Annotated in this window: 26 protein-coding genes; 14 read left to right on the top strand and 12 right to left on the bottom strand. The window is 40.2% G+C overall.

Annotated elements, in window-relative coordinates; all coding sequences use genetic code 11:
* Window positions 1-189 precede the first annotated feature (189 nt).
* Both QZ407_RS11625 and QZ407_RS11620 read left to right on the top strand, forming a co-directional pair.
* Window positions 190-627: a peptidylprolyl isomerase gene (locus QZ407_RS11625; RefSeq protein WP_157543071.1), complete on the top strand. Its 438-nt coding sequence runs from the start codon at window positions 190-192 to the stop codon at window positions 625-627.
* 72 nt (window positions 628-699) lie between these two features.
* Window positions 700-1,134: a DUF5606 domain-containing protein gene (locus QZ407_RS11620; protein ID WP_295771151.1), complete on the top strand. Its 435-nt coding sequence runs from the start codon at window positions 700-702 to the stop codon at window positions 1,132-1,134.
* Between the two features lie 39 nt (window positions 1,135-1,173).
* Here the strand turns inward: QZ407_RS11620 and QZ407_RS11615 are convergent, their stop codons facing one another.
* The 3 genes from QZ407_RS11615 to QZ407_RS11605 form a co-directional block, all read right to left on the bottom strand.
* Window positions 1,174-2,457, bottom strand: a complete 1,284-nt coding sequence (locus tag QZ407_RS11615; protein WP_295771150.1) for an ectonucleotide pyrophosphatase/phosphodiesterase — start codon at window positions 2,455-2,457, stop codon at window positions 1,174-1,176.
* A 60-nt stretch (window positions 2,458-2,517) separates the two neighbouring features.
* Window positions 2,518-2,751 (bottom strand): hypothetical protein, encoded by a 234-nt coding sequence (locus tag QZ407_RS11610; protein ID WP_295771148.1) that lies wholly within the window; start codon window positions 2,749-2,751, stop codon window positions 2,518-2,520.
* Between the two features lie 178 nt (window positions 2,752-2,929).
* Window positions 2,930-3,574: an ankyrin repeat domain-containing protein gene (locus tag QZ407_RS11605; RefSeq protein ID WP_295771145.1), complete on the bottom strand. Its 645-nt coding sequence runs from the start codon at window positions 3,572-3,574 to the stop codon at window positions 2,930-2,932.
* Between the two features lie 96 nt (window positions 3,575-3,670).
* Here QZ407_RS11605 and QZ407_RS11600 point away from each other — a divergent pair, with 96 nt between their 5' ends.
* Both QZ407_RS11600 and QZ407_RS11595 read left to right on the top strand, forming a co-directional pair.
* Window positions 3,671-6,352, top strand: a complete 2,682-nt coding sequence (locus QZ407_RS11600; protein WP_295771483.1) for a DNA translocase FtsK — start codon at window positions 3,671-3,673, stop codon at window positions 6,350-6,352.
* A 93-nt stretch (window positions 6,353-6,445) separates the two neighbouring features.
* Complete coding sequence (locus QZ407_RS11595) at window positions 6,446-7,117, top strand: outer membrane lipoprotein carrier protein LolA (protein WP_295771142.1); 672 nt, start codon at window positions 6,446-6,448, stop codon at window positions 7,115-7,117.
* 47 nt (window positions 7,118-7,164) lie between these two features.
* Here the strand turns inward: QZ407_RS11595 and QZ407_RS11590 are convergent, their stop codons facing one another.
* From QZ407_RS11590 to QZ407_RS11575, 4 genes are all read right to left on the bottom strand, one after another.
* Window positions 7,165-9,060 (bottom strand): acyltransferase family protein, encoded by a 1,896-nt coding sequence (locus QZ407_RS11590; protein ID WP_295771140.1) that lies wholly within the window; start codon window positions 9,058-9,060, stop codon window positions 7,165-7,167.
* 122 nt (window positions 9,061-9,182) lie between these two features.
* Entirely contained in the window at window positions 9,183-9,830 is a 648-nt protein-coding gene (locus QZ407_RS11585; RefSeq protein WP_295771138.1) for a uridine kinase, read from the bottom strand.
* Complete coding sequence (locus QZ407_RS11580; protein ID WP_295771136.1) at window positions 9,817-10,728, bottom strand: LysM peptidoglycan-binding domain-containing protein; 912 nt, start codon at window positions 10,726-10,728, stop codon at window positions 9,817-9,819. Before QZ407_RS11580 ends, QZ407_RS11585 begins: the two co-directional genes overlap by 14 nt.
* 12 nt (window positions 10,729-10,740) lie before the next feature.
* Window positions 10,741-11,502, bottom strand: a complete 762-nt coding sequence (locus QZ407_RS11575; protein WP_295771134.1) for a DUF4905 domain-containing protein — start codon at window positions 11,500-11,502, stop codon at window positions 10,741-10,743.
* A 103-nt stretch (window positions 11,503-11,605) separates the two neighbouring features.
* Here QZ407_RS11575 and QZ407_RS11570 point away from each other — a divergent pair, with 103 nt between their 5' ends.
* Window positions 11,606-12,085, top strand: coding sequence for a DNA starvation/stationary phase protection protein (locus QZ407_RS11570; RefSeq protein WP_295771132.1), 480 nt, complete (start codon window positions 11,606-11,608; stop codon window positions 12,083-12,085).
* 217 nt (window positions 12,086-12,302) lie between these two features.
* Window positions 12,303-12,665 carry an SRPBCC domain-containing protein gene (locus QZ407_RS11565; RefSeq protein WP_295771129.1) on the top strand — a complete coding sequence of 121 codons (363 nt, stop codon included), beginning with the start codon at window positions 12,303-12,305 and terminating at the stop codon, window positions 12,663-12,665.
* A 45-nt stretch (window positions 12,666-12,710) separates the two neighbouring features.
* Here the strand turns inward: QZ407_RS11565 and QZ407_RS11560 are convergent, their stop codons facing one another.
* Window positions 12,711-13,838 (bottom strand): metallophosphoesterase, encoded by a 1,128-nt coding sequence (locus QZ407_RS11560; RefSeq protein WP_295771126.1) that lies wholly within the window; start codon window positions 13,836-13,838, stop codon window positions 12,711-12,713.
* Between the two features lie 107 nt (window positions 13,839-13,945).
* Here QZ407_RS11560 and QZ407_RS11555 point away from each other — a divergent pair, with 107 nt between their 5' ends.
* Complete coding sequence (locus QZ407_RS11555) at window positions 13,946-14,782, top strand: endonuclease/exonuclease/phosphatase family protein (RefSeq protein ID WP_295771124.1); 837 nt, start codon at window positions 13,946-13,948, stop codon at window positions 14,780-14,782.
* A 3-nt stretch (window positions 14,783-14,785) separates the two neighbouring features.
* Here the strand turns inward: QZ407_RS11555 and QZ407_RS11550 are convergent, their stop codons facing one another.
* Window positions 14,786-15,289 carry a CAP domain-containing protein gene (locus QZ407_RS11550; protein ID WP_295771480.1) on the bottom strand — a complete coding sequence of 168 codons (504 nt, stop codon included), beginning with the start codon at window positions 15,287-15,289 and terminating at the stop codon, window positions 14,786-14,788.
* A 371-nt stretch (window positions 15,290-15,660) separates the two neighbouring features.
* Between QZ407_RS11550 and QZ407_RS11545 the strand changes: the two genes are divergently transcribed.
* From QZ407_RS11545 to QZ407_RS11530, 4 genes are all read left to right on the top strand, one after another.
* Window positions 15,661-15,888, top strand: coding sequence for a hypothetical protein (locus tag QZ407_RS11545; protein ID WP_295771122.1), 228 nt, complete (start codon window positions 15,661-15,663; stop codon window positions 15,886-15,888).
* A gap of 67 nt (window positions 15,889-15,955) precedes the next feature.
* The gene (locus tag QZ407_RS11540) at window positions 15,956-16,315 is read left to right on the top strand and encodes a hypothetical protein (protein ID WP_295771120.1); all 360 of its coding nucleotides are present in this window, start codon (window positions 15,956-15,958) and stop codon (window positions 16,313-16,315) included.
* A 47-nt stretch (window positions 16,316-16,362) separates the two neighbouring features.
* Complete coding sequence (locus tag QZ407_RS11535; protein ID WP_295771118.1) at window positions 16,363-17,418, top strand: nucleoid-associated protein; 1,056 nt, start codon at window positions 16,363-16,365, stop codon at window positions 17,416-17,418.
* 179 nt (window positions 17,419-17,597) lie between these two features.
* On the top strand, window positions 17,598-18,206 hold the full coding sequence (locus QZ407_RS11530) for a DUF1349 domain-containing protein (RefSeq protein WP_295771116.1): 609 nt from the start codon (window positions 17,598-17,600) through the stop codon (window positions 18,204-18,206).
* A 6-nt stretch (window positions 18,207-18,212) separates the two neighbouring features.
* Here QZ407_RS11530 and QZ407_RS11525 read toward each other — a convergent pair whose 3' ends face one another.
* The 3 genes from QZ407_RS11525 to proS all read right to left on the bottom strand — a co-directional run bounded on the left by QZ407_RS11525 (window position 18,213) and on the right by proS (window position 21,912).
* Window positions 18,213-19,058 (bottom strand): TIGR02757 family protein, encoded by an 846-nt coding sequence (locus tag QZ407_RS11525; RefSeq protein WP_295771114.1) that lies wholly within the window; start codon window positions 19,056-19,058, stop codon window positions 18,213-18,215.
* 90 nt (window positions 19,059-19,148) lie between these two features.
* Window positions 19,149-20,288 (bottom strand): cystathionine gamma-synthase, encoded by a 1,140-nt coding sequence (locus QZ407_RS11520; protein ID WP_295771112.1) that lies wholly within the window; start codon window positions 20,286-20,288, stop codon window positions 19,149-19,151.
* 151 nt (window positions 20,289-20,439) lie between these two features.
* Window positions 20,440-21,912, bottom strand: coding sequence for a proline--tRNA ligase (gene proS / locus QZ407_RS11515; protein WP_295771110.1), 1,473 nt, complete (start codon window positions 21,910-21,912; stop codon window positions 20,440-20,442).
* Between the two features lie 105 nt (window positions 21,913-22,017).
* Between proS and QZ407_RS11510 the strand changes: the two genes are divergently transcribed.
* From QZ407_RS11510 to QZ407_RS11500, 3 genes are all read left to right on the top strand, one after another.
* Window positions 22,018-22,914 carry a hypothetical protein gene (locus QZ407_RS11510; protein WP_295771108.1) on the top strand — a complete coding sequence of 299 codons (897 nt, stop codon included), beginning with the start codon at window positions 22,018-22,020 and terminating at the stop codon, window positions 22,912-22,914.
* A gap of 23 nt (window positions 22,915-22,937) precedes the next feature.
* Complete coding sequence (locus QZ407_RS11505; protein WP_295771104.1) at window positions 22,938-24,410, top strand: outer membrane protein transport protein; 1,473 nt, start codon at window positions 22,938-22,940, stop codon at window positions 24,408-24,410.
* 183 nt (window positions 24,411-24,593) lie between these two features.
* Window positions 24,594-25,163 (top strand): chemotaxis protein CheB, encoded by a 570-nt coding sequence (locus QZ407_RS11500; protein ID WP_295771096.1) that lies wholly within the window; start codon window positions 24,594-24,596, stop codon window positions 25,161-25,163.
* Window positions 25,164-25,247 lie beyond the last annotated feature (84 nt).

The following is a 25,247-nucleotide window of genomic DNA, read 5'->3' as shown; positions in this document are numbered from 1 at the left end:
ATGCTAAAAAGTACTTCTTCATTTTTAAGCCACAAAAACCAAATATGAGGTTTTGATTAATTCAACCCGGCAATATTAAAGGGAGCGGGCATAATCAAATGTAACGAATAATTACTTAAGCTATTATAAGTTCACGGTAATGCTCAAAATGATTAACTTTGCCCTCCTTGTTTTATAAACATAAGCAATATGAGCAAAGCAATAATGAAAACCGAAAAGGGCGACATGACCATCCAGTTTTATGATCAGGATGCCCCAAATACAGTTGCAAACTTTTTAGGCCTGGCTAAATCGGGCTTTTATGATGGTGTAACCTTTCACCGCGTTATCCCTAATTTTGTTGTTCAGGGCGGCGATCCAACCGGTACCGGTGCAGGTGGCTCAGGTACCCGTATCGACTGCGAACTAACCGGTGGTAACCAATACCACGATCGTGGCGTACTATCAATGGCACACGCCGGACGTAACACCGGTAGCTCTCAATTTTTTATTTGCCACAGCCGTGATAATACTGCTCACTTAGACAGGCATCATACCTGCTTTGGTAAAGTAATTGAAAACGTTGAAGTTGTTGACGCAATACGCCAGGGCGATAAAATTTTAAGTGTAGAAGTTATTGAAGAATAATCAGTGTTGGGAGTAATGGATTGACGGTTGTACACTGTCGACCTATCACTCACAACCTGCAACCTGTAAAATATGAATTTACAAACAGTTGTATCGGTTGCCGGTAAACCGGGACTATGGAAAGCGCTTGCACAAAATAAAACTGGTTTTATTTTGGAGAGCCTTGATGAGAAAAAAACGAAGTTAGTGGTAAACTTATCAACTGCGAAACTTGCCGCGTTAGACGAAATTACCATCTTCGGAACAGAAGATGATATCAAACTAACCGACGTGTTTGAGCGCATGAAAGCTGCAGCTTCAGTTCCTGATGCAAAAGCAGACGGTAAAACCATGCGTGAGTTTTTCCGCGAGGTTGCACCTGATCATGATGAAGAGAAGGTTTATGCTTCAGACATGAAAAAGATATTGACCTGGTATGCACTTTTAAAAGATATGCCAATATTCAACGATAGTGCTGCGGCCAGCACCGAGCCTAATGAGCCTGAAGTTGAAGAACAGGAAAATTAATAGCTGAAAAAAGAGCCCGGTGTCACCGGGCTCTTTTTTTTATTTCAATATCTTTTTAGCTGTATCATAGTTGCTGTCAATAGGTTCCTTGATGTGCAATCCTAACAGTTTTGCTACTATAGCATAAACATCCACATTGTAAAAGGCCGGTACTTTCAACCCCGGTTTTATGCCCGGGCCCCAGGCATAAAAAAACGCCTTCATGTCAGGCACTAATGCAGGGTCGTATCCATGCGCGCCAATATTTGGTTTGCCGTTTTTAGTATAAACAAATACGTTGGGATGACGGGGTACTAGTAGTATATCACCAATACGGTTGTACCTGTCATTTCTTAAATCATAGTGCCATCTTTTTGGGGTGCTACGTTTTAAATAAACGTCATACTTGCCATCAGCCTTCTGCTTTAAGTTGCTGTAAGTTGCTTGTATAGCTGATTTGTCTTTAGCGTAAATGTGCACCAATACATCTTCTCCGGTTACCCTGAACTTTGCCGTATCAATTATATCATAGGGTACTTGTAGGGGTTTAGCATGATTAATGTTGGTCATGCCGTGGTCTGAGAGTACAATGTAGTTTACAGGTAGACCAGTCTTGCTTACTGCAAGTTGCAACGCGTTAATAGCAGAGTCAATAAGTAATACAGCTTTACGCGTTTCATCAGATTCGGGCCCAAAGTGATGGCCAGCAAAATCAACCTGTGGAAAGTATAAGTTTATAAGATGCGGGCGTTTATCTTCAGGCAAGCTTAACCAGTTTATAACGGTATTTATGCGGCTGTGAAGGCTTATTTGTTCGTTATAGGCATAATAGTAAGAGGGGTAAGTGTTTTGTATAGCCACGTCAGAACCTACCCAATAAAAGCCGGCACTAAGCATATGTTGTTGCTCGGCCAGTACCCATAGCGGCGTTCCGCCATACCAATGTGCTTCTTTGGCAACTGCGCCTTTAGATGCGTAATACTTGTTAAGCTTACTATCGTAAAATTTATTACCCACCAACCCTGAATGGGAAGGATATAAACCTGTTACTAGCGTATAATGGTTTGGAAATGTAATTGATGGGTATGATGGTATGAGTCCATCAGCTATTACGCCGCTTTTTGCAGCAGCGGTTAAGTGCTGTGCATTATATTTAGTTGCATAATCATAACGCATACCATCAACTGAAATCATTATAACGTATGGCTTCTGCTGCTCTATGCTGCTATTGCTACGATTGACTATTGCGTGTTGAACAGTATCAATGTTTTGACTTGAGGCAAGCTCACAAAAAAATGTGCTTAGTAAAAAAGATAACAGTGGGCCGTACAAAAAGCTCTTCATCACTGCAAAAATACTCAATTAGCATTTATGCCAGTGTCATTTAATACATAAACTACAAGACTACGCCTCGTATTCAATCTTCACTTGTACCAGGTTATCGTTATGAACTTTTGCATATTGTTGAGGGTTGCGGGTGAACTCCGGGTCGGTATCAAGATATATATCAGTAATGCGAACATGGTCGGGATTAAAGCTTGTACCTGCATTGAACTCGTAATAGGGTTGAGTTTGTAAGTGCAGTTTGATATCCTGGTATTGTTTACCGGTAAGCATTACGGTTTTCTCAGCTTTCATTTTATTGTAGTTTAAATATAAAACGCCCAGGCGCGAAAATTGATTGGTTAGTTATACAAAGATATATCTGGATTTTACTTTAACAACTCAAATTACTTCTTACTCGCAAACCTATAAAATGGAAAAGGCCCTTAACAGCTATGTTAAAGACCCATCAAGTTGGGAGCAGTTTGCGCTTTTACAAGCTTAAAATTGCAGCAATTTCTTCATGTCCGTTCTCGCTGGCCAGGTCTGCTGCCAATTTTCCGTCCTCCATTTTTATTGAAACATCAGCTCCGTTTTCCAACAAAACAACCAGCATCTCTAAGTTACCATTCCTTGCTGCATAGTGTAATGGAGTAATTCCAGTATCATGCTGTGTGTTAATCTGTACATTGTGTTCAATAAGCATTTGAACAATATCTGTATGGTTGCCTGCAACTGCTAAGTGTATTGGGCATATACCTGATGCACCTGCTATGGCTTGATTGGCTTTTGCACCTTTAAATATCAAGTATCGTGCGGTTTCATAATGGCCAAAGTAGCAGGCCAAGGCTAATGGAGTAAATCCATCGGCATTGTATTCATGTATTAAATCGGCATTATTATATATCTGGTAAGCTAAAACATCAAATTTACCAGCTGCAGCAGCATCAAAAATGTCAATTTCATCAAGGTATTTCAGCAAAACGTTAGTAACGTCGGGCTTCTTATAGTAACACGAAAGCATTAACGGCGATATATCATCGTCTGCAACACTTTTAGCTAACTCCGGATTTTTTTTCAGCAACAAATTCAAATTATAAATGTCATCTGTTGTTATTAAATATTCTAACTGTCCCATACTCAGTATACTCTATATTTAAACTATAAATTAAAAATCGTGCCAAATAAAATTCTTATTAATACTTTTATATTTGTACTCTAAGTGTAGATGAAGATGCCGCCAAAAGGAAATCAGTTTAAATCTAATTCTTTTAAAGATGAAAGCCGTCCGCGCCAGAGTTCTGCCAGCCGAAACGAGCGCGAAAGACTGAGCCGGCCAAGGCTGGAAAGTTTGCCGGTATTTAATTTAGGAGATGGCCGAATAATTAAAATTATAGGACTGTTATGCCTGATAATTTCGGTATTTTTCCTGATTGCATTCACGTCATACATTTTTACCTGGGAAGCTGATCAAAGCTACGTCCTTGAATCAAACGGAGGATGGAGCAACCTTTTTAAAACTCAACAAGAGCTTATAGATAATGGAGTAACTAATCCGGTTGTGCAAAACTGGTTAGGCAAGCTAGGGGCCCTTATGGCAAATCAGTTTATGTTTGAATGGTTTGGCCTGGCGTCGTACTTTTTTGTTCTTGTATTTTTTGTAATAGGATACCGCTTACTGTTTAAAGTAAGATTGTTTTCTGTTGCCAAATTACTGGGTTACTCATTTTTTGGGTTAATATTTTCATCAGTAGCCATTGGCTATATCCATGGCTTTGTAAATAACTATCCGCATTATTTTGAAGGTGAATTTGGCTATTGGAGTACCCGTTTATTAAACGCACAAATTGGCCCTGCTGGTACCGGTTGTGTACTGGCGTTTGCTGCCCTTACCGTTCTTATAATTGCTTACAACATTGATTTTAAATTACCTGAACGCCCTAAAAAGCAAGTAAAGGTTAGCGATGGAAATATTACAACACCTGACAGTATAGAGTTAGAAGATGAGGTTATATTTGAGCCTGTTGAATGGCCCAGAGCGAATAATCGTTCCCGGGAAACGGCGGCTCCCGCTCCGCTTGCTCACGATAGTCAAGAGCGATTGAAGCAGGAATCATCATTTAGGCCCACAGTAACAGAGCCACTTACACCCGAGCCTGTTTTAACTCATAATCTGGCGCATGCTGCTGCAATAGCAAATGTTGCTAAGGCTGCTGATGAGGTATTTTTGTCTCCGGAGGTTAGTTACGAACATAACGAAGATGAGAGCGATTTAGAAGATGTATCAAACGGCGATGATATACCTTTGACTGTAGAAGATTCGCGCCCCCAGGCAGAATTAAGTATTGAAAAGGAGGCAGACAAAAACACCAATGAGCTGGTTGAAAAATTTGGAATGTATGATCCAAAACTTGATTTGTCGAGCTATAAGTATCCCACGCTTGATTTGCTTGAAAACTACGGAACTAATAAGATAAACGTAGATGCCACTGAGCTTGAAGCCAACAAGAACAAAATTGTAGAAACGCTCAATCACTATAACATTGAAATTGATAAGATAAAGGCAACCATTGGCCCAACGGTTACTTTATATGAGATAATTCCAGCACCTGGCGTACGTATATCAAAAATTAAAAACCTGGAAGACGATATTGCATTGAGTCTGGCGGCATTGGGCATACGTATTATTGCGCCAATGCCTGGTAAGGGTACGATAGGAATTGAAGTGCCAAACCAGCATCCTGAGATGGTGTCAATGCGTTCGGTGTTGGCAACTGAGAAGTTTCAAAACACAACGATGGATTTACCAATTGCATTAGGTAAAACTATATCAAATGAAGTGTTTGTAGCTGACTTGGCTAAAATGCCTCACTTGTTGGTTGCAGGTGCAACCGGACAGGGTAAATCAGTAGGTATAAATGCTATATTGGTTTCGCTGCTTTACAAACGTCATCCATCTGAGCTTAAATTTGTAATGGTTGACCCTAAAAAGGTGGAGTTGACCTTATTTAGAAAGATAGAACGCCATTTTTTGGCAAAACTTCCTGATGAAGCCGATGCCATTATTACCGACACTAAAAAGGTAATTAACACGCTGAATTCATTGTGTATTGAAATGGATCAGCGCTACGACTTGCTTAAGGATGCACAGGTGCGTAACCTGAAGGAATACAACGGTAAATTCGTAAACCGTAAACTTAACCCGGAAAATGGACATAGATTTTTACCTTTCATTGTTTTGGTTGTTGACGAGTTTGCCGATCTGATGATGACTGCGGGTAAAGAAGTTGAGATGCCTATAGCCCGGCTGGCACAGTTGGCACGTGCAGTAGGTATTCACCTGGTGATTGCTACTCAGCGTCCATCTGTAAACATCATAACAGGTACAATTAAAGCTAACTTCCCTGCTCGCTTAGCGTTCAGGGTGTTATCAAAAATAGATTCACGCACCATTTTAGATGCCGGAGGCGCCGATCAGCTGATTGGGCGTGGTGATATGCTATTAGCCACAGGAAGTGATTTGATACGCATTCAATGTGCTTTTGTTGATACGCCTGAAGTAGAGAAGATATCTGACCACATAGGCAATCAACGCGGTTATCCAAGTGCAATGCTGCTTCCGGAATACGTTGGAGAAGGGGAGGTGAGCGCACCCAAAGACTTTGACCCTAACGATCGTGACCCTATGTTTGAAGACGCAGCACGCCTTATTGTGTTGCACCAGCAAGGATCTACTTCACTTATACAACGCAAAATGAAATTAGGCTACAACCGCGCAGGTCGTATAATAGATCAGTTGGAAGCAGCGGGTATAGTTGGTCCGTTTGAAGGAAGTAAAGCTCGTGAGGTTTTATATCCTGATGAATACAGCCTTGAACGTCATTTAGAAGAACTTCAAAAATCTTCCGGTAATTAAACCATCCCCGCAAAATCTTGTTCTAAGCTTTAATTAAACGTATATATAACGTATGTTACCGTTACTTGCTTTTTGCAGGTGCCTATTAAAATTATGAAAAAAGCTTTCACCGGACTATGCCTTCTTTTGGCAGTCTCTATAAATTCTTACGCTCAAAAAGATGCTGATGCTAAGGTTATATTGAATGATGTAAGTAAAAAATATCGTTCATATAATACAGTAAAAAGTGATTTTACTTTGGCTATATCAAATCCTCAGGAAGGCGTAAATCAGGTGCAAAATGGTGTACTTATTACCCAGCCAAAAGCTAATAAGTACCGATTAAATATTTTTTCTAATGCTGCAAAAAAGGAAATCCTTCAGGAAATTGTAAGTGATGGTAAAACGCAGTGGACTTACATGCCAAAACAAAAGGAAGTCCAAGTGAATGATGCCAGTACAGCTGAAGGCCTAAACCCGGCCCAAATTTTTACGATATATGAAAAAGGGTATAAATATATATATGCAGGGCTACGAAAGCAATCAGGAAAACAATACCAGGTAATTGATCTTACACCCACCGACGCAAAGCAAAGCATTTTCAAAATCAGATTGCTGATAGACAAGCTCAAAAAGCAAATCTACAGTGCTCAGTTATTCGATAAAAATGGCAGCCGTTATACGTACACCATCACGTCTTTAGTTGCTAACACTAATGCGGGTAGTGATACTTTTTCTTTCAATACAAAAGCTTATAAAGGGATTGAGGTTGTTGATTTAAGGTAGTTGACTTACCAGACTGTATTTGCGATTCAAAAATGCATCACTTTGTGTCAAAAAACTTTGGGCGTCCTATTTAAATAGTTAGCAAAGAAGGGATTTTTAAAAATTTTTTCCACTAAAAGGTCAGCACCATATTTTGACACGTGTTGGTTGTCAGTCATATACGGGACTAGGTTTTTTGACAGAAATGGTAATGAGTCCTTTTTATTAATAATATCAATATAACGGTCACGAAACTCCTTTTTTAGACGATTATTCACTTCATAGTCTTTTTCGATGAGATAATCATTACGCGAATTGCTTTGATCTCTATATTCTCGGGCTGCAATCATTGGAAATGAATTTTCATAAGTCTCCGTCTGACCAATAATCAATATACGGGGATTATATTTGCTTATATAATTTATTGTCTCATTTATACCTTTTATAAGAGTGTCTAAATTTTTTACTTTCTTGTAACCTGCCCAATTTGCTGTAATTAAAATTAAGTCTAATGATCGAGCATTTTTTGGTATAAAGTCAGAATACATATAGTTTATAAGAGATCGCGAATTGGCATTCGTTTGTTGATAGTCATTAATCAAAGGCAACGTAGCTGAAGCTGTTGCTTGTAAAAAATTTACGTTATTTCTTTTGCCCATTTCATTGAACGATTGAGCAAGTTGGCCCATGTGGCTGTCGCCTATCAACAAGACATTTTTTGTTGCTGGTATATTACAAAGACATATCTTTTTGTTGAAGTTTGAAATGCTCTCCACATGGCACGTATCCTCTCGATATTGTTTTTTTCGCTTTTCAATATTCTGGCTTTGGTAATCAGCGATGGCAATAGTTTCTTTTTTAAATAAAACTGTATTTGAATCGATTTTGCTTAGTGATGCTGTAGTTATTAATATGATGGCAGTATATATAAGAAGCCGTAGGTTATTTTTAAAACGAATGCTTTCAATGTATTTGTAAGATAAAAATCCCGCTAAAAGAGAAGATGTAATATAGATCAGGACTGTAAATGGAGAAAGCTTAATGAACAAGTATTGACCAACCACAAATATTGGCCAATGCCATAGGTATACAGAATAAGATATAGATCCAAAAGTTTGAAAGACTACCTGTTTTAGAAAACGAAAGTCTTCATTTGTGACAAGTAATAGGTAAGTTGCTGCAACAGGAATTACCGTCAACGAATTAGGCCAGGCACTGGATGGACTAATTAGTACGTAGCTTAGTAAAATTGTTAAGTAGCTAAGAATTGATATTATGGTGTTGACGTTTTGATTCCATAGTTTTTTTTTATCAAATAGGAAAGCAATTCCCCCAATTAGCATTTCCCATGCTCTTGTAGGTAAAAGATAAAAAGTTGCGGTAGGATTTCGATTTGATAAGTACCAACAAAGTAAGAACGACGATAAGGTTAGTGTGATAATTATGCTCTTTACGGCAGTCAGCTTATACTTAAATTTGTAAAATAATGAAACTATGATTGGAAAGATCAAATAAAACTGCCATTCAACAGATAGAGACCAAGTGTGAAGGAAAATATTATAGTCTGACGATGGAGCGAAGTAATTAATTTCACGCCAGTATACTATGTTAGATATGAAGATTGCACTACTTGCAGCGTACCTTTGAATATTTTTATAGTCATCTGGAAAATATACAAAAAAACCAACGACAGTCACTACGGTTAGCATCGCCAGTAAGGCTGGAACAATTCTTTGAAACCTCTTTTTGTAAAAGTCTAATAAAGAAAAACTACCTTTCTCCAAGGAAGTAATTATAATTTTTGTCATCAGGTAGCCTGAGATGACAAAAAAGATATCAACACCTACAAAGCCGCCTTGAAAAAATTTAACTTTATAGTGGAATAAAACAACACCTATGATTGCTATAGCCCTTAAGGCGTTAATGTCATAGCGAAACGTGCTGGTTGAGGCAGATGAAGTCATGAATGAGAATGATAGTCTGTAAATATAACTATCTGGAATCATCCAATAAACTATATTTTTCAAACTAATGGCTTCATTGGAATGTAATTATTGCAATGAAACTAACTTATCTAAACAATATCCTAATTTTCCCCAAACAGTCCGTGTCTTAGCTCCGCTGATATTTCATCGGTTATGCGCACAATATCCTGTGCATTGTTAGTGTTGTTCAAAACAATTTTATGACAGCTTTCTCGGTAAGGTAATAAGTATTCTTGATAAGCAGGTACAACATGATTATGCCACTTGTAAAGAACGTCATCATTTGAGTATCCGCGCTCATTTAAGTCACGTTTTAAACGTCTTTGCAGAGCTACATCTTCGTCAGTATCTAAAAATATTTTCAGATTTAAGCTATCTGCAATTTGTTTAAAGTGTAGTATAAACAAGCCTTCAACAATCAATATGGGCGCCGGCTTTATCTCAAGCGTTTTAGGGACAGCATTTGGATTGTTAAATGTATATTCCTGTTTAATAATCGGCTCGTAATTTATTAAGCTCTGAACATCTGCAAGAAAATGATCACTATCAATTGTTGCAGGTAAATCAAAGTTGTATAGCTTGTTTTCTTCAGGCGTCATGTTGTGTGCCACAGGGATATAATAGTCATCCTGTGATACAAGGCATACTTCTTCGGCCGAAAAGTGTTCAAGAAAACATTTTAAAAAAAAGGTCTTGCCAGATCCGCTTCCTCCGGCAATACCAATTATATACGGCTTATTCTTGCTCATTAGGCATTCCGTAGCTAATATTTACATGGAACCGTTTATCCAGCGAACCTAGCGCGTCTGCCGCACTTTTGGTAAGCACAATTATCACGTCCTTTGTCATCTCATTATCGGTGAACCTACCAACTACTTTGGCATAAGTAGTTCGGTTAGTCATGGGATTGGTTATTTTCAATACGGTTCCAACCGGAGCGGTGCGATGCAGTACCAGCTTTTTATTAGGATCAAGTCCTAGTCCAGCATCATCTATAAATGTGGCAACTCCTTTTTCATTACGCTCGGTCAGGCCGTAACGGTTGGCAGGCAGGCGGCGCTCCACTGAAACAGAGTCATTGGCTGCTACTGTTGTTGAATCGCGTTTAGCTGAATCGATGGCAGGGTTTGCAACAGCCGGAGCTTGTGACTGTGTAACCGCAACAGGGGTTGAGGTTACAGCTTTTATTTTTAAAATTTGACCAGGTTGAAGTGCATTTGAGGTCAGGTTATTCTGGCTCATTATATCTTCTACCCGCACGTTAAATCTTTTCGAAATGGCGTATAAAGTTTCACCGGGAGAAACCTTGTATTCTGTTAATTGATTACCGCCTGAAGCTGCAGATGTACTTGTACTTACGCTAGGAGCTGGTGTATTGCCAGAGTTTACAAAAGGCAAGTCGGTTGGAACCTTTATTACTTTACCAACTCGCAGTGATGTGTTACTGTTAAATTGAATTACAGCAGCTGGCTTAACGTTATAACGGCGACCCACGGAGTAATAATTGTCTTTCGGGTCAAGTTTATGAAGGATAACCTTCTTTCCGTCAAGGTTTTCCACCCCTATAGAATCGAGCGGCGAATGCGCCAAAACCGGTGTAGCTAAGCACGAGATGATGCTACCCAGAAAAATTAATTTAAAAGTCATGTTAAAACCTTGTCAGCTTAAATTAAGTACCTTAATCTCCACCTTATCTTTTAAATAAATAAGCTGGTTACGGTATAAAACAAACGCCTCGGGTTGTAATTTTTGTATATTGGTATTCAATATATCCTCAAAAATTAGAACGCCGTCTTTAACAAGGTATAAACTTTGTTTAAGCTGGCCGGCCCAAAGCGAGTGCAAAGATACAATTATCCAGTTATTGTATTCCAGATAATGAACATTGTTATGATTAGACTCTGACGGCAACTTTGGTAAATTTGCAGGCATCGGAATGGTTTGCGGTACGATAATCTGGTTATCAACAACAAGGTCATCATTAGAATTAAATTTGCGCAAAGCTACTCCGTTATCAATATTTAAGAGCGAGTATGTTGCAGGTTGAAAGCGACTGTCAAAAACAATAGGTCCGTTTGAGCTTAAATGATCAAAGGTTAAATTGAAGTTATACCATAGCAATTTGCCTGTTGCAGCCTCAATAGCTGTTAAACCCTTATGAGCTGGACTGGCCGTGTTTTCATAAAAGTGTAATAAGAGCACGCCATTGTAAGCGGTTTCTATACCAGTTAACCATTTCTCGTCTACAGTGTAATTTTTGAAATTTGTCTTCCCGTTCTTAAGATCAATAGAAGCAAAGCTTACAGCCCTATCTTCAATATTTCGTATCTCGGCAAGTAATGTATGGGTAACATAATCTACCTCCATACGCCATACTTCACCTGCGAAATGTTCGGCAACCAAAAGCTTGAAAGTGCTCATGCTTTAAAATTAGAATTTTTATTTAAATGAGATTGAAATGTTGGCTACTTTCAAACACTTCACTTAGGTTTGTGTTGAAAGATACACTTACAAATACTATACTATGGACGCAAAAGAAATAAGTTTGAACGAACAGGAGGTGAAGCCTGTAGTTGATCATTTAAATGAGTTATTAGCTAACTACCATATACATTACCAAAAATTACGTGGCTGCCACTGGAATGTTAAAGGACCAAGCTTTTTTACCTTACACGTTAAGTTTGAAGAATTATACACAGAAGCGCTTACTTTTATTGATGAGCTTGCCGAGCGCATTTTGACCTTGGGAAAGCCACCGTACAGCACTTTTGCCGAGTACATTCAAACCTCGCAAATAATAGAGATAAATACCATTGGTATGAAAGATACTGATATGGTAAAAGCACTTATTGCTGACATGGCAGCGTTGATTGAAATGGAGCGTAATATACTTGACATTACATCTGACGCGGGCGACGATGGTACTAACGATATGATCAATCGTTTTATGCAGTATAAAGAGAAAAACACCTGGATGCTACGTTCATTTGTGAACGAAGATTAATTCCAGCTTTCCTTATTGTAAAGCCGTGGCAATGCTCACGGCTTTTTTTGTTTATTAAGATGAATGTTTTTTTCGCCCCAATTTTGTCGCGTATAGCCAGTATACACTTTACAAACTTGTGCTAAATTTGAGAATATTACAGACTCAAAAAAGATGGAAACAAGCAGTAAAGACCCAATAGTAATCAAGGCAAACATAAATGCTCCGATAAAAAAAAGTGTGGGAGTTTTGGAATCATCCGTCGCATATAACAAGTTGGGCGTTTGCATCTGATGATTGGCATGCACCTCACGCCGAAAACGACTTGCGTACAGGCGGTTCTTTTAAAACAACTATGGCCGCAAAAGATGGTAGCTTCAGTTTTGATTTTGGCGGAAAGTATGATCGTGTTGAAGACTTTAAAAGCATTGCTTACACCATAGATGACGGGCGTAAGGTTGCAATTTTATTTGAAGAAAGTGATGGGCAAACCATAGTCACAGAAACATTCGAACCGGAAGATTCAAACCCTATTCAAATGCAACAGGATGGTTGGCAAGCAATTTTAAACAACTTTAAAAAATATACGGAGAGTAAGTAAAAAAAAAGCAAAAGGCCTCCCGGTTCAAATAGGAGGCCTTTTGCTTTATTTGATAATGATGCTAAATTCATCATCGAGTGATGCAGGTTCTTTTATGTCGCCTGTTTTATGTGGCAAACTAAAATACTGTCCGGATAGAATTAGCTGATCATTTATTTTTTCAATGGCTATTTTAAGAAAGCCGTGACGGTTATCGCAGTAATTCATGAGTTTCACGTTTTTGAATACTTCGCTTTGGTTAGTAAAACGTTCATCATCTACCTGAGCAATTGCATGTAACTCGTCAAAACCGCCTGAGCCGCCAACTATATAGGGTACTTCTTTGCCATCACTATACGTTTTGCTGAAGCGTTGATAATTATGCACATGCCCGCTAAATACAATATTGGGTTTAACACCGGTTTCAGTAAATGCAGTTTCTAAAAAGTTGATCATGGCAAGGCTTGAGCCATGATTGATATCGGCAGAGTAGGGGGCGTGATGTATGCAAATGATGATTGCTTTTGCTGGCCTTTCACTACCAGCCCGCTTCAATTCCTCAATAAACCACGCGCGTTGTTCATCGGTAATAATACCAAATTTAGGCACATTACTGTGCAAGCCAATGATGTTGGCCAACGGTGTAATTAACGTCCAATAGGTATTGGGTTGCGTGTTGCTCTTCCACTTTACATCGTTGCTAAATGGCACTATATGCTCTTGCGCCGAGCAAAAAACCTGCTTAAACGCATCAAGACTTTGGTATGGCGTTTTACTTTCGGCGTTTACGTCGGTATCATGGTTGCCGGCAATAGCGAAAACCGGAGCAGGATAGTTGCGGTATGGATTAAAAAACTGGTCGTAATAGCGATCAGCTTCTCCGTGATGATAAACCACATCGCCCAAATGAAACAAAAAAAGCGGTTTATCTTCAGGTGACTCTGCCTCGATAAACTGCGTTATCATTTCCTCGGCAACCTCACGTTGAAAGGCCGGGTTACGCACACTTCCGGTGTCGCCAACCATCTGAAAAACAATTTTTTGATCAGATACAGCAGAAACTTTATCAGTAAGCGGCAAGTGGTAAGGGTAATTACCAACCGGTGCAGGCAGCAACTTAAATTTGTGGCTATCGTCGGGTTGATTCAGTTTTATAACCGGTGTAGAATGTTTGGTAGTTGTAAATTCGGTCATCAGCAAAAATACGTGTTTTATATTAAACGAAGGTTAACATTGCGTGTTGACAATTTAGCATCAAAACGTTAATATTACTTTCGAAAGCCTAAACACAAGTTTGCCTTATGAAAAAAATATTTTTGTTATTTGCCATTTTTGCTTTTGCGGGTTTGGTTGCAAAAGCCCAACAGTTAACGGTGGCTTCGTATAATTTACGTTTTGATACTAAAAACGATACAGGTAACTTATGGAAAGACCGTGCACCGGTTGTAGCCAACCTTATAAGGTTTCATGATTTTGATGTATTTGGTACACAGGAAGCATTAGAAAACCAGTTAGCAGATATAACTAAAACGTTACCTCAATATCAGCGATATGGTGTTGGCAGAGACGATGGAAAAGAAAAGGGCGAACACTCAGCCATATTTTTTAAAAAAGACAAATTTAAATTGTTGGCCAAAGGAGATTTTTGGCTGTCACAAACACCGCAAAAGCCATCATTAGGTTGGGATGCTAGATGCTGTAACCGTCTATGCTCATGGGTGTATTTGCAGGATGTTGGTTCGGGCAAAAAGTTTTACTTCTTTAATGTGCATTATGATCATGAGGGCAAAGTTGCGCGCGAAGAAAGCAGCAAACTTATACTGCAGCAAATAAAATCAATAGCCGGCAACAGCAACGTTATATTAACCGGAGATTTTAACGGCGATCACACCAGTACCTGGTATCAGCGTATAGCTGATTCTAAATTGCTTGAAGATACCTACCGCAAAGTGCAATTTCCTTATGTAAATAACGGAACGTACAACGGTTTTGGCAGCAATCTTGAAAGCATGGAAATTATAGATCATATATTTACCTCGCCTGCAGTTAAGGTAAAAAGCTGGGGTGTGCTTACTGATAGCTATCAGGGCAAATATCCTTCAGATCATTTTCCGGTTGAGGCTAAAATAACAATGTAGGTGTTATTTAACGCGCCTTATTTTTATCCTGCCGCTTTTTATCAGCTCCTTTTCCCGTTTGGTAAAAGCTCCGCGTCCGCCAAAGTCCTGCACCCAGTAGGTGTCATGTTCGGCAATACCAATTTCTGTAAAATCGCGGTTCATTAAGTTCATACAATGGCGCGGACTTTTGAACCAACCCTCATTAACCTCGGCAATGCTGGTTTGCCCTTGGGCAATGTTTTCACCTATGGCAAAACTTTTATAGCCATCGTAAGTGTAGCCTGCATTGGTAATACGAGCCTCAATTGAGCGGCCGTCTCGGCTGTTATGGCTAAAGTAGTTGTTACGGGCCATATCACGTGCATGGCCTGCTGCAGCGGCGGCTAAATCATCATTCCAAACTAATGGTGCAACCTGAGGCATGTTAGTTGTGCCGCACTTGCAACCCTGTTTTCGTATTTTGTTTATGCGCGTTAGAAATTCATTCTTAAATTTTGAGCTTATGCTTTGTGCCTGGCTAGGCATAAGCAAGCTGCTCACAATCAGCATAAAAAATAAATTAATCAAAAATCTACCCATAGCAGTTTTTAAGACTGAAATCTTAAGTTTTGGTTTAGCTTAATGCGATATTTTTTTAACTCCATTTTTCAGGAATTTATTTTTTCATTCAAAATTTTAATGTGTTAAGATACTTTTATGTAAATGTAATTTTATTGAAACCACGGTTGTATTTTTGACGTCTAAAGAGAAATATAAACATCTATCTATCATTTAGTTTCAGCCTAAAAATGTTTACTCTTAATAAGTTTATTATCGCATTTTCAGCAGTTGGTTTTGCCGGCATCTTTCTAATAATTTACATCATGAGTCGCCAGCATAATAAGGTAACCAGCATCATGAAGCAGAATAAAAACGTGGCGCCGTTACTGCTTCAAAAATCAACTTTGAATAAATTTAATACTATACGTACAAAGCTTCCCCATTCATCACACCCCGAGCATGAGCGTTATAAAAATAAGCTTGATGAATTGGTGTGCCTGTATAAGAACGAAAGCATTTGCATAAAAAAATACAATCACGGCTTAGATCAGTTAATGCGGCAACTGAATAATGTGAAAAAGTAATTTGCCTTGTCTATAATTTTATATGTTTGTTTGCAATAAGTAACGTAATTGCAAATAAAGCATATCTATGTCTGACGACGCGGTTATTAAACGCCTAAAAGTAATTGTAAAAGAACATGGCGGCCAGTTAGGATTGGCCAAAGCCATTGAGGTTGACCAGGGTTTTATAAGCAAGGTTATTAACCGCAAGCAGGAAATCAGCTATTATCTTATTCGCAAACTGTGCTTTCAGCTAAAGTACTCTCCCGAGTGGCTTATTTTAGGAAGCGGCGAAAAAAAGGTAACTAAAACAGAATCGCCTAAGCTGATTACCGAAATACAAATGCTGCGTACAGAAGTTGATATTTTGCATGCCCGCATGAAAACGTACGAAATTCAGCTGAATGAAATGCGCCGTCAGGACGAGCAGCATACAAAGGCAGGTTAAGTATCTCTTCAGCGGCTCTCAAATTATTAATTACCTTTGCCGCCTCTATGGTAACTTCATTCGAGGCTTCACTCCAAACTATTTCGGTACATCATGTTGGCAATCCGCTGCAGGATGAACGCTATGCACTTTCTGATGCGCCTATTGAACTTAAAGATGAGATTATACCGCGCTTGCTTATGCAGTATTTTCTATCTCCGTTTGAAAAAACGAACGAAGTTTACCATCTGATGCATCCGGGCGACGATTTACATCTGAACGAAATACATTATTACTGCACAGATATTTTTGAAGACAAGAAGCGCTTTCACGAGCTTTCGCAGCAAATTGCCAAGCATTTGTATAGCACATCAGGGCATCCAAAAATTAAGGCAGGCGAGGTTTATATTGGCTATTTTACCAATGTGCAGCTGGAGGGCGAACTGCTTGATGCCATAGGAATATTCAAATCTGAAAATAAGGAAACGTTTCTGAAAGTATATCCGCAGGAAGGGGGCTTTGGTTTGGATTATGAAGAAAATGCCATTAATATTAATAAGCTTGACAAAGGCTGTTTGATTTTCAATGTGCAGAAGGAAGATGGTTACAAAGTGGTAGCTATTGATCAAACCAACCGTAGCAATGATGCCGTTTATTGGAAGGACGATTTCCTGAAGCTTAAGGTTCGTAACGATAACTTTAATCAAACCAATAACACACTCAGCATTTATAAAAATTTTGTAACACAAAAGCTCGACGATGAATTTGAGATGAGCAAAGCAGATAAAATTGACCTGCTTAACCGCTCGATGAAGTATTTTAAGGAGAAAGATACATTTGAGATGGATGAATTTGCGGGCGAGGTGTTGGGCAATGATCAAGCTATTGAATCGTTCAAAAATTACAAAAATCAGTATGAGGAAGAGTACGATACCCGCATACCCGACTCGTTTGAAATTTCAGACAATGCTGTAAAAAAGCAGGCACGTGTATACAAAAGTGTTTTAAAGCTCGACCGTAACTTCCATATATATATTCATGGTGATAAAGATTTGATTGAAAAAGGGTTTGACGATGCCAAGGCCATGAATTACTATAAAGTTTATTTTAAGGAGGAAGAGTAGAGGATAGACATCTAATTGGTTATGCTGTAGTTATCTATAAATCAATTATAGAATGTCAACACGGTGCAGTCATATTACAAAGGCGAGATGCCGGAACCAGTTAACCATAACTTATTAGGTTTATAATAAAACTCTCAGCTAAAATCCTTTAATTAGCTTCCTTTTACATTCAACCAATTATGAAAAAGCTTATACCTTCAATATGCCTGACCCTGGCATGTTTTTATGCTAACGCACAAACCAAAACAATGAAATGGTTTAACCAACCTAAACAATGGAGCGGTAATGCTCAAAAATTAACTTTTACCGTTGATCCGGGTACTGATTACTGGCGTATTACCCATTATGATTTTATTCGTGATTCGGGGCCGTTTTATTATCAGGAAACCGAAGGTGATTTTGAAGCTACTGTAAAAGTTACGGGCAGTTATCAAGAGTTGTTTCACCAGGCCGGTTTAATGGTGCGTATAGATAACAAGAACTGGATTAAAACCGGCATTGAGTATGTTGACGGTGTACAAAATGTAAGTGCCGTGGTTACGCGTGAGGTGTCTGACTGGTCGGTTGTGCCACGTACAGATAGCCCTAAATCAATATGGCTGAAATTACTACGCAAAGGCGATTACGTGCAAATAGAATACTCTTTTGATAGTAAAACTTTTAAAATGCTGCGCTTAGCGTACTTCCCGCCTAAGGTGAAAGCTCAGATTGGTGTGGTTGCCGCTGCACCGGGCAAAAAAAGTTTCCCTGTAGTATTTGAAAACTTCGTGGTAAAAGCGGTTAAATAGCCGATACTACAATTTTACTCCAGCCAATAAATTATCCAGTCCCCACCGTTCTTCAATACCCAAACCAAATAAAGCGAAATCATATTTTACCGGGTCGGCGGGGTCAAACTGGCGGAGGTGATCGGTAAGCTCGAGGGCCGTTTGCCAATCGGTTTGCTTGCGCGTTATCAGTTTAAGCTTGCGGGCTATACGGTCAACGTGTATATCACACGGACAAACTAAATCTGCCGGGCTAATACGGTTCCATATACCAAAATCAACCCCAGAATCATCTTTACGAACCATCCAGCGTAAAAACATGTTCAGGCGCTTACAGGTAGACTTTTGGGATGGTGATGATACGTGCTTTTTAGTACGATGCGGAAAATCCGGCAAGGAGAAGAAATACTTTCTAAAATGATTTAAGGCCTTCTGAGTGCCAGGCCCGGTATTATTTAACTCATAAGATTCATTATCATCTGAAATAAAAGAGTTTGTTACGCGAGGTAAGAACGCGTCTTCCAGCGAGTGATAATTACTATAGTGATGCTTGAAAAATTGTATGAAATACAGGGTATCAATATCATTAAAAGTACGGTGCTTAAAGCTCAGTAGCTTTTTGAGGTCAGGTTCCTGGTGATTGATGATGAAATCATAAGGAGCACCATCCATTAAAGCAATCAATTCGCGGCATTTTTTGATGATGGTTACGCGCTGTCCCCAAGCCAGGGTTGCCGCCCAAAAACCCATAATTTCAATGTCCTGCCTTAGCGTAAACTGATGAGGGATAACAATAGGATCGTTCTCAATAAAATTGGGGTGATTGTATTGGGCAACTTTGGAGTCAAGGAAGGCTTTAATGTCGGTAACCATAACTTAGAGTCAGGAAGCAAGAGCCAGGAGACAAGATTGCTCTGAAACTTTTGGAGAATCCTAGCTCTTGTTTCTTGGCTCCAGTTCTTTTTATGACAAAGCGTTCTTCAAATCTTCCAGTAAGTCTTCAATATCTTCTACTCCTACACTGATGCGTAAAAGATTATCAACCACGCCTACTTTCTCGCGCACTTCCTTGGGTATAGAGCCATGGGTCATGGTGGCAGGATGATTGATTAGTGATTCAACACCACCTAATGATTCGGCCAACGTAAATACATTAAAATTAGAGGCAATGCGGAAGGTTTCGTCAAGCCCGGCATCTTTAAGCACGATGGAGATCATGCCACCAAAATCGCGCATTTGCTTTTTGGCTACTTCGTGGTTAGGATGATCGGTAAAGCCCGGCCAGTATATTTTTTCAACCTTTGGATGTAACTTTAAAAACTCAGCAACGGCACGGCCGTTTTCGCAATGGGCTTTCATGCGCAGGTGCAGGGTTTTAATGCCACGCAATGCTAAAAAGCTGTCCATTGGGCCAGGAGTAGCACCACAGGCATTATAAATGAACCAAAGGCGTTTGTACAAGTCCTCGTCGTTCATCATCAAAGCACCCATAACCAAATCAGAGTGACCGCCAATGTATTTGGTAACTGAATGCATTACTATATCTGCACCCAAATCCATTGGGTTTTGCAGGTAGGGGGACGCAAATGTATTGTCAACCACCAAGGTAAGCTCATGCTTTTTAGTGATTGCTGCAATGGCTTCAATATCTACAACCTGCATAGTTGGGTTGGTAGGCGTTTCTATCCAAACCAGCTTTGTGTTTTTGTTTACGTACTCCTCTATAATAGTCGGATCGCTCAGATCAAGGAAATGGAACGTGATGCCATAGCCTGCAAATATCTTGGTGAAAATGCGGTAGGAGCCACCATAAAGATCGTTACCGGTAATAACCTCATCTCCCGGAGAGAGCAACTTCATTACCGCATCAGTTGCGCCCATACCACTTGAAAAAGCCAGACCGTATTTAGCATTTTCTAAAGCGGCTAAACAGTCTTCCAATGCCTTGCGGGTAGGGTTGGTGCCACGCGAGTATTCATAACCCTTATTATCGCCCGGTGCAGCCTGTGCATAGGTTGATGTTTGATATATTGGCGTCATTACTGCGCCAGTAGTTGGATCGGGATGTTGCCCCGCATGTATCGCTTTGGTTCCGAATTTCATACCCCCAGCCCCCTGAACGGGGGACTCGTAGCTACTCCTATCCCTAAATAAGAGTAGTGTTTTAATAAAACATGCCCTTAGGGAAGGACTTTTAAAATATTAATTTTAAATAAGCTATCAACTCCTGCTCCCCCTTCAGGGGGGTGGGGGGTTAATATGCTCTTGCAAACAAAACCCTTTGCGTTGATGGTTTGCCTGTTAATATACACTTACCGTCTTCCTGTTTGTTGTTTAAAGGAATACAGCGAATGGTGGCTTTGGTTTCTTCTTTAATGCGTTGCTCAGTTTCAGGTGTACCGTCCCAATGTGCCGAAATAAAGCCTGGCTTTTCGTCTAACAGTCGTTTAAACTCCTCGTAGTCATTTACTTCAACAGTATTTTCGGCGCGGAAGTTAAATGCTTTATCGTAAATGTTTTTTTGTATTTGTTCAAGTAGTTGCTCAATATGATCAGCCAAACCCTCCTGATTTACAGTTTCTTTGGTTTTGGTGTCGCGACGGGCCAGTTCTACTGTTCCGTTTTGCATGTCGCGGCTGCCAATGGCTATACGCAAAGGCACGCCTTTCAATTCATATTCGGCAAATTTAAAGCCCGGGCGCTGGGTGTCACGGTCGTCAAATTTAATGGAAATTCCTTTGGCACGCAGCTCGGCACTTAAGCCTTTAATGTAAGTGCGAATGTTTTCCAACTCCTCATCGTGTTTATAAATTGGTACAGCAACAACCTGAATTGGAGCCAGTTTTGGAGGAAGTACTAAACCGGCATCATCAGAGTGGGTCATAATTAATGCGCCCATTAGGCGGGTTGATACCCCCCATGATGTTGCCCAAACATAATCCAGCTTGCCTTCTTTGCTGGTAAACTTCACATCAAATGCCTTGGCAAAGTTCTGCCCTAAAAAGTGCGATGTTCCTGCCTGTAAAGCTTTTCCGTCCTGCATTAAGGCTTCAATACAATAGGTATCCAATGCACCAGCAAAACGCTCATTAGCGGTTTTACGCCCTTTTACTACCGGTACGCTCATCCAGTTTTCAACAAAGTCAGCGTATACTTCCAGCATTTGTTCGGTTTCGGCAATAGCTTCTTCGGCAGTTGCGTGGGCAGTATGGCCTTCCTGCCATAAAAATTCACTGGTACGCAAAAACAGGCGTGTACGCATTTCCCAGCGCATTACGTTGGCCCATTGGTTAACCAGTATAGGCAAATCTCTGTAAGATTGTATCCAGCCGCGGTAGGTATTCCATATGATAGTTTCAGAGGTTGGACGAATAATTAATTCTTCTTCCAATTTTGCTTCCTCGTCAACAATAATCTGGCCTTCGCCATCGTTCTTTAAACGGTAATGCGTTACCACCGCACATTCTTTAGCAAACCCCTCAACGTGACTTGCCTCTTTTGAGAAGAAGGATTTTGGTATTAACAGCGGAAAATATGCGTTGCTGTGCCCGGTGTCTTTAAACATTTTATCAAGCGCGGCCTGCATTTTTTCCCATATGGAGTAGCCGTACGGCTTAATGATCATGCAGCCTCTTACCGGTGAGTATTCGGCAAGATCAGCTTTTATTACAAGGTCATTAAACCATTGCGAGTAATCTTCGTCTTTACTTATAATCCCCTTGCTCATATATACTTTGTGGAATGAATTTTGACTATTGAAATATGTAAGTTTGCTGCCAAATTTATAAATTAATTATGTTTTTAATCTTCAACTTTAAATATACCCTATAAAATGAAAAGGAACTTTTTGCACGCAGCCGTTCTTGTGAGTGCATTAGCCTTTGCTTCCTGCTCAACTACCAGTCAATTGGCATCCAGCGCAAAACAGGATGACGATGTGTACTTCAGTAAAGCAGAAGCCGGTGATGCACCTGTTTATCGTCAGGCAATAAGTGACGATGAGCGTTACGTGGCCACCAGTGGCGACGATGATGATTACTATTATTATGACAGTTATGCCTCGCGCATAAACCGTTTTGGTTATAATTCGCCATTTGATTATTATGGCGATTACTATTATGGCTATAATAACCCCTACGCATACAGTGCATTTGCCAGCCCCTACTATGGGTATGGTAACGGCTGGGGCGGCTATGGTGGCTGGGGACTGGGCGTTGGCCTAGGTTACGGTTATGGTAGCGGCTGGGGCTGGGGCGGTGGCTTAGGCTACAGTCCGTGGGGCTATGGCTACGGTGGCTGGGGCTCACCATATTCTTTTTGGGGAACGGGCTTAGGTTATGGTGGTGGTTATTGGGGAGGCTACTCGGCCTACAACAATCCAAATTACCGCAGCAGACCTAACCGTAACTTCAACGGATCGGGCTCTTACGGCAGCACAAGCGGCCGCAGGGTTGGTTACAGCGGCAATTATCCAAACGCGGGTAACTATCCGGGCCGAAGAGGCACTAACAGTGTAAACGGTAATGGCAATTCTGGCGCAAACGGAAGCTATGGCGGTCGTGTATCACGCGGCGCACGTGGCGAATCAAATCCACAGCCTGTTTATCGCCCAACTACTGTTGAAAGGCCAACTTACAATCCAGGTAACAGCGGCGGCAGCAGAGGCGGCGGCGGTGGTTACTCAGGTGGAGGCGGCGGCGGTGGCGGCGCACGTCCATCAAGACCATAAACATCTTATTGCACATTTAACATATGAAAATCAAATATTTATTAAGCGCACTTGCTACAGTAGCATTTGCTCAAAATAGCTTTGCACAATATGCGCAAGACGCGCTGAGGTTTTCAACCTTTCAGCCGGGCGCAACAGCACGCATTAGAGGTATAGGCAACGCCGGAACTGCAGTTGGCGGAGATTTAAGCTCGATAGGCAATAACCCGGCAGGCTTGGGTTTCTTTACCCGTTCTGAGTTTAGTTTTACACCTGAGTACAATGGTTCGAATGTGAAATCAAGTTATCTTGGTAATAACATGAGCGACAAACGCAGTGCTGTTAATTTAAGCAATGCATCCATTGTATTTCACTCGCGTGTAAATTCGGCTCGCGGAGCAGATAAAAGCAAAGGCCTTTTAAGTTTCAATTTTGGAGTAGGCTACAACCGTACCAATAATTTTTATGAAAATATTACTTACGGTGGTCAAAACGGCGGTAATTCTGTTGCAAATTACTACGCCAACCTAGCTAACTCAAACCGATTGCCTAATGAGGAGCTGCCTCAGGAAGGTACACTTCAAGGTATAGCTTATGATCAGCAATTAATTGATTTATACAATTCAAGCAATAGTTATCAAAGTAACGTGAGAGGTTCCGTTGCACAACTATCAAACACCATGCGCACAGGTGGACAATCAGAGTTTAACCTGGCCTTTGGTTTAAATAGTAGCAACAAAGTTTACATAGGTGGCTCGGTGGGTATCAGCAGCCTGCGTTATAATTCTATAAATACTTTTACCGAAACCGGAACGGCTTCATTATTTGAAAACGGTAATGATGTAAGCAGAAACTTTAATTCTGATTTCATACGCGATCAAAGCACTAGCGGTAGTGGTATCAATGTAAAGCTGGGTATGATTTTAAGACCGGTTGAATCGTTAAGAATAGGTGCATTATTTACTTCGCCTACATGGTATAACATTGATGATAGTTATTCAGAGGGCATCAGCACACAGTTTGATAACATCCGTCCTGTGAGTGACAGGCAGAACTACGACTTTTCTTACAACCTGCGTACACCTTTAAAACTAGCAGGTGGTTTGGCTTACTTCTTTGGTAAGTATGGTTTCATCAGCGGCGATGTTGAATACGTTGATTACTCAAGTGCCAAGCTATCATTTAACGGTGACAGAGATGATAACACAGAGATAAGAAGAGATTACAAATCGGTAGTAAACTCAAGAGTTGGTGCCGAGGCTCGTTTGGCTGATAGCTTCTTTTTACGTGGAGGCTACGGATTTATGGGTAACCCGTTGAAAAACGGTGGTGCGGATATGAATACCGTTAGTGGTGGTTTAGGTTACCGTTTCCAAAACTATTCTTTGGACGCAACTTATACTCACGTAAAAACATCAGGCACTGTGCGTCCTTATGATGTAGGGCCGGCAACGCCTATAGCAAACTTAAATAATCGTTTCAGCAACGTTTACCTTACTTTAGGTGTAAGGTTTTAATTAAAACGCATATAAATAACTAACAAAAGGGGGGCTCAGTAGAGTTCCCCTTTTGTTTTTGTAAACGAACTGTTTAAGGCGAACAATTACCCCCAGTGTATGTAGTCTATTTATTGGCTTAACAAATACAGTGTGCTATGGCATTGCTACCTGTTTTGCTAAGATTTAAAAATTTGTGATTATATGGCAGAATATGATTTTTATTTGATTGGGATAGGTTCATCAGCCGGTGGTTTTGATCCTTTAAAGGAGATCGTTAAAGCATTAACTACTGATGTTAAAGCGGCTGTAATTGTGATACAGCATATTCCGGCTCAAAAGCCAAGTAATCTTAATCATATTTTACAACGCATAACACCGCTTGATGTAATTGCTGTACAAAATGCAGAGCTTTTGGAGCCGGGAAAAATATACGTTATGGCCGAAGGAAAGCAATTTAAAATTAACGACGGTTATATATCTGTAGAAGAGCGTACTTCAGAAAGTAAAATTAACCGAACCATAGATCATTGTTTTAAAAGCATGGCTACTGAAGCCAAAAGCAAGAGTATCGGCGTTATTTTAAGTGGTGCCGGTTATGATGGGCTGGAGGGTGCAAAAGCAATTGAAGATGAGGATGGATTGGTGATAGTGCAAGATCCCATTACCGCACAATTTCCCTTAATGCCGCAAAGTTTGATAGCAAATGATCACCCCGATCATGTTTTGGAACCTAAAGCCATTGCACAAAAGCTGTTGGAATACATAGGCTGATCACATTAGCCCTTTGGTGGCCTGGTACAAGTGTGACTGTGAAAATGGTCTGTTTAAATAGATAAATACAACACCGGCGTAAGG

The sequence above is a fragment of the uncultured Mucilaginibacter sp. genome, from assembly GCF_913773635.1.
In the GTDB taxonomy this organism is placed as follows: Bacteria; Bacteroidota; Bacteroidia; order Sphingobacteriales; family Sphingobacteriaceae; genus Mucilaginibacter.
Note: the sequence above shows the minus strand (reverse complement) of the source record. Positions and strands in the feature narration are given on the sequence as shown.

Coding starts and splice junctions, on each gene's coding strand:
- QZ407_RS11625 (WP_157543071.1), top strand. CDS start 190: ATGAGCAAAGCAATAATGAAAACCGAAAAGGGCGACATGACCATCCAG.
- QZ407_RS11620 (WP_295771151.1), top strand. CDS start 700: ATGAATTTACAAACAGTTGTATCGGTTGCCGGTAAACCGGGACTATGG.
- QZ407_RS11615 (WP_295771150.1), bottom strand. CDS start 2,457: ATGAAGAGCTTTTTGTACGGCCCACTGTTATCTTTTTTACTAAGCACA.
- QZ407_RS11610 (WP_295771148.1), bottom strand. CDS start 2,751: ATGAAAGCTGAGAAAACCGTAATGCTTACCGGTAAACAATACCAGGAT.
- QZ407_RS11605 (WP_295771145.1), bottom strand. CDS start 3,574: ATGGGACAGTTAGAATATTTAATAACAACAGATGACATTTATAATTTG.
- QZ407_RS11600 (WP_295771483.1), top strand. CDS start 3,671: ATGCCGCCAAAAGGAAATCAGTTTAAATCTAATTCTTTTAAAGATGAA.
- QZ407_RS11595 (WP_295771142.1), top strand. CDS start 6,446: ATGAAAAAAGCTTTCACCGGACTATGCCTTCTTTTGGCAGTCTCTATA.
- QZ407_RS11590 (WP_295771140.1), bottom strand. CDS start 9,060: ATGACTTCATCTGCCTCAACCAGCACGTTTCGCTATGACATTAACGCC.
- QZ407_RS11585 (WP_295771138.1), bottom strand. CDS start 9,830: ATGAGCAAGAATAAGCCGTATATAATTGGTATTGCCGGAGGAAGCGGA.
- QZ407_RS11580 (WP_295771136.1), bottom strand. CDS start 10,728: ATGACTTTTAAATTAATTTTTCTGGGTAGCATCATCTCGTGCTTAGCT.
- QZ407_RS11575 (WP_295771134.1), bottom strand. CDS start 11,502: ATGAGCACTTTCAAGCTTTTGGTTGCCGAACATTTCGCAGGTGAAGTA.
- QZ407_RS11570 (WP_295771132.1), top strand. CDS start 11,606: ATGGACGCAAAAGAAATAAGTTTGAACGAACAGGAGGTGAAGCCTGTA.
- QZ407_RS11560 (WP_295771126.1), bottom strand. CDS start 13,838: ATGACCGAATTTACAACTACCAAACATTCTACACCGGTTATAAAACTG.
- QZ407_RS11555 (WP_295771124.1), top strand. CDS start 13,946: ATGAAAAAAATATTTTTGTTATTTGCCATTTTTGCTTTTGCGGGTTTG.
- QZ407_RS11550 (WP_295771480.1), bottom strand. CDS start 15,289: ATGCCTAGCCAGGCACAAAGCATAAGCTCAAAATTTAAGAATGAATTT.
- QZ407_RS11545 (WP_295771122.1), top strand. CDS start 15,661: ATGAAGCAGAATAAAAACGTGGCGCCGTTACTGCTTCAAAAATCAACT.
- QZ407_RS11540 (WP_295771120.1), top strand. CDS start 15,956: ATGTCTGACGACGCGGTTATTAAACGCCTAAAAGTAATTGTAAAAGAA.
- QZ407_RS11535 (WP_295771118.1), top strand. CDS start 16,363: ATGGTAACTTCATTCGAGGCTTCACTCCAAACTATTTCGGTACATCAT.
- QZ407_RS11530 (WP_295771116.1), top strand. CDS start 17,598: ATGAAAAAGCTTATACCTTCAATATGCCTGACCCTGGCATGTTTTTAT.
- QZ407_RS11525 (WP_295771114.1), bottom strand. CDS start 19,058: ATGGTTACCGACATTAAAGCCTTCCTTGACTCCAAAGTTGCCCAATAC.
- QZ407_RS11520 (WP_295771112.1), bottom strand. CDS start 20,288: ATGAAATTCGGAACCAAAGCGATACATGCGGGGCAACATCCCGATCCA.
- proS (WP_295771110.1), bottom strand. CDS start 21,912: ATGAGCAAGGGGATTATAAGTAAAGACGAAGATTACTCGCAATGGTTT.
- QZ407_RS11510 (WP_295771108.1), top strand. CDS start 22,018: ATGAAAAGGAACTTTTTGCACGCAGCCGTTCTTGTGAGTGCATTAGCC.
- QZ407_RS11505 (WP_295771104.1), top strand. CDS start 22,938: ATGAAAATCAAATATTTATTAAGCGCACTTGCTACAGTAGCATTTGCT.
- QZ407_RS11500 (WP_295771096.1), top strand. CDS start 24,594: ATGGCAGAATATGATTTTTATTTGATTGGGATAGGTTCATCAGCCGGT.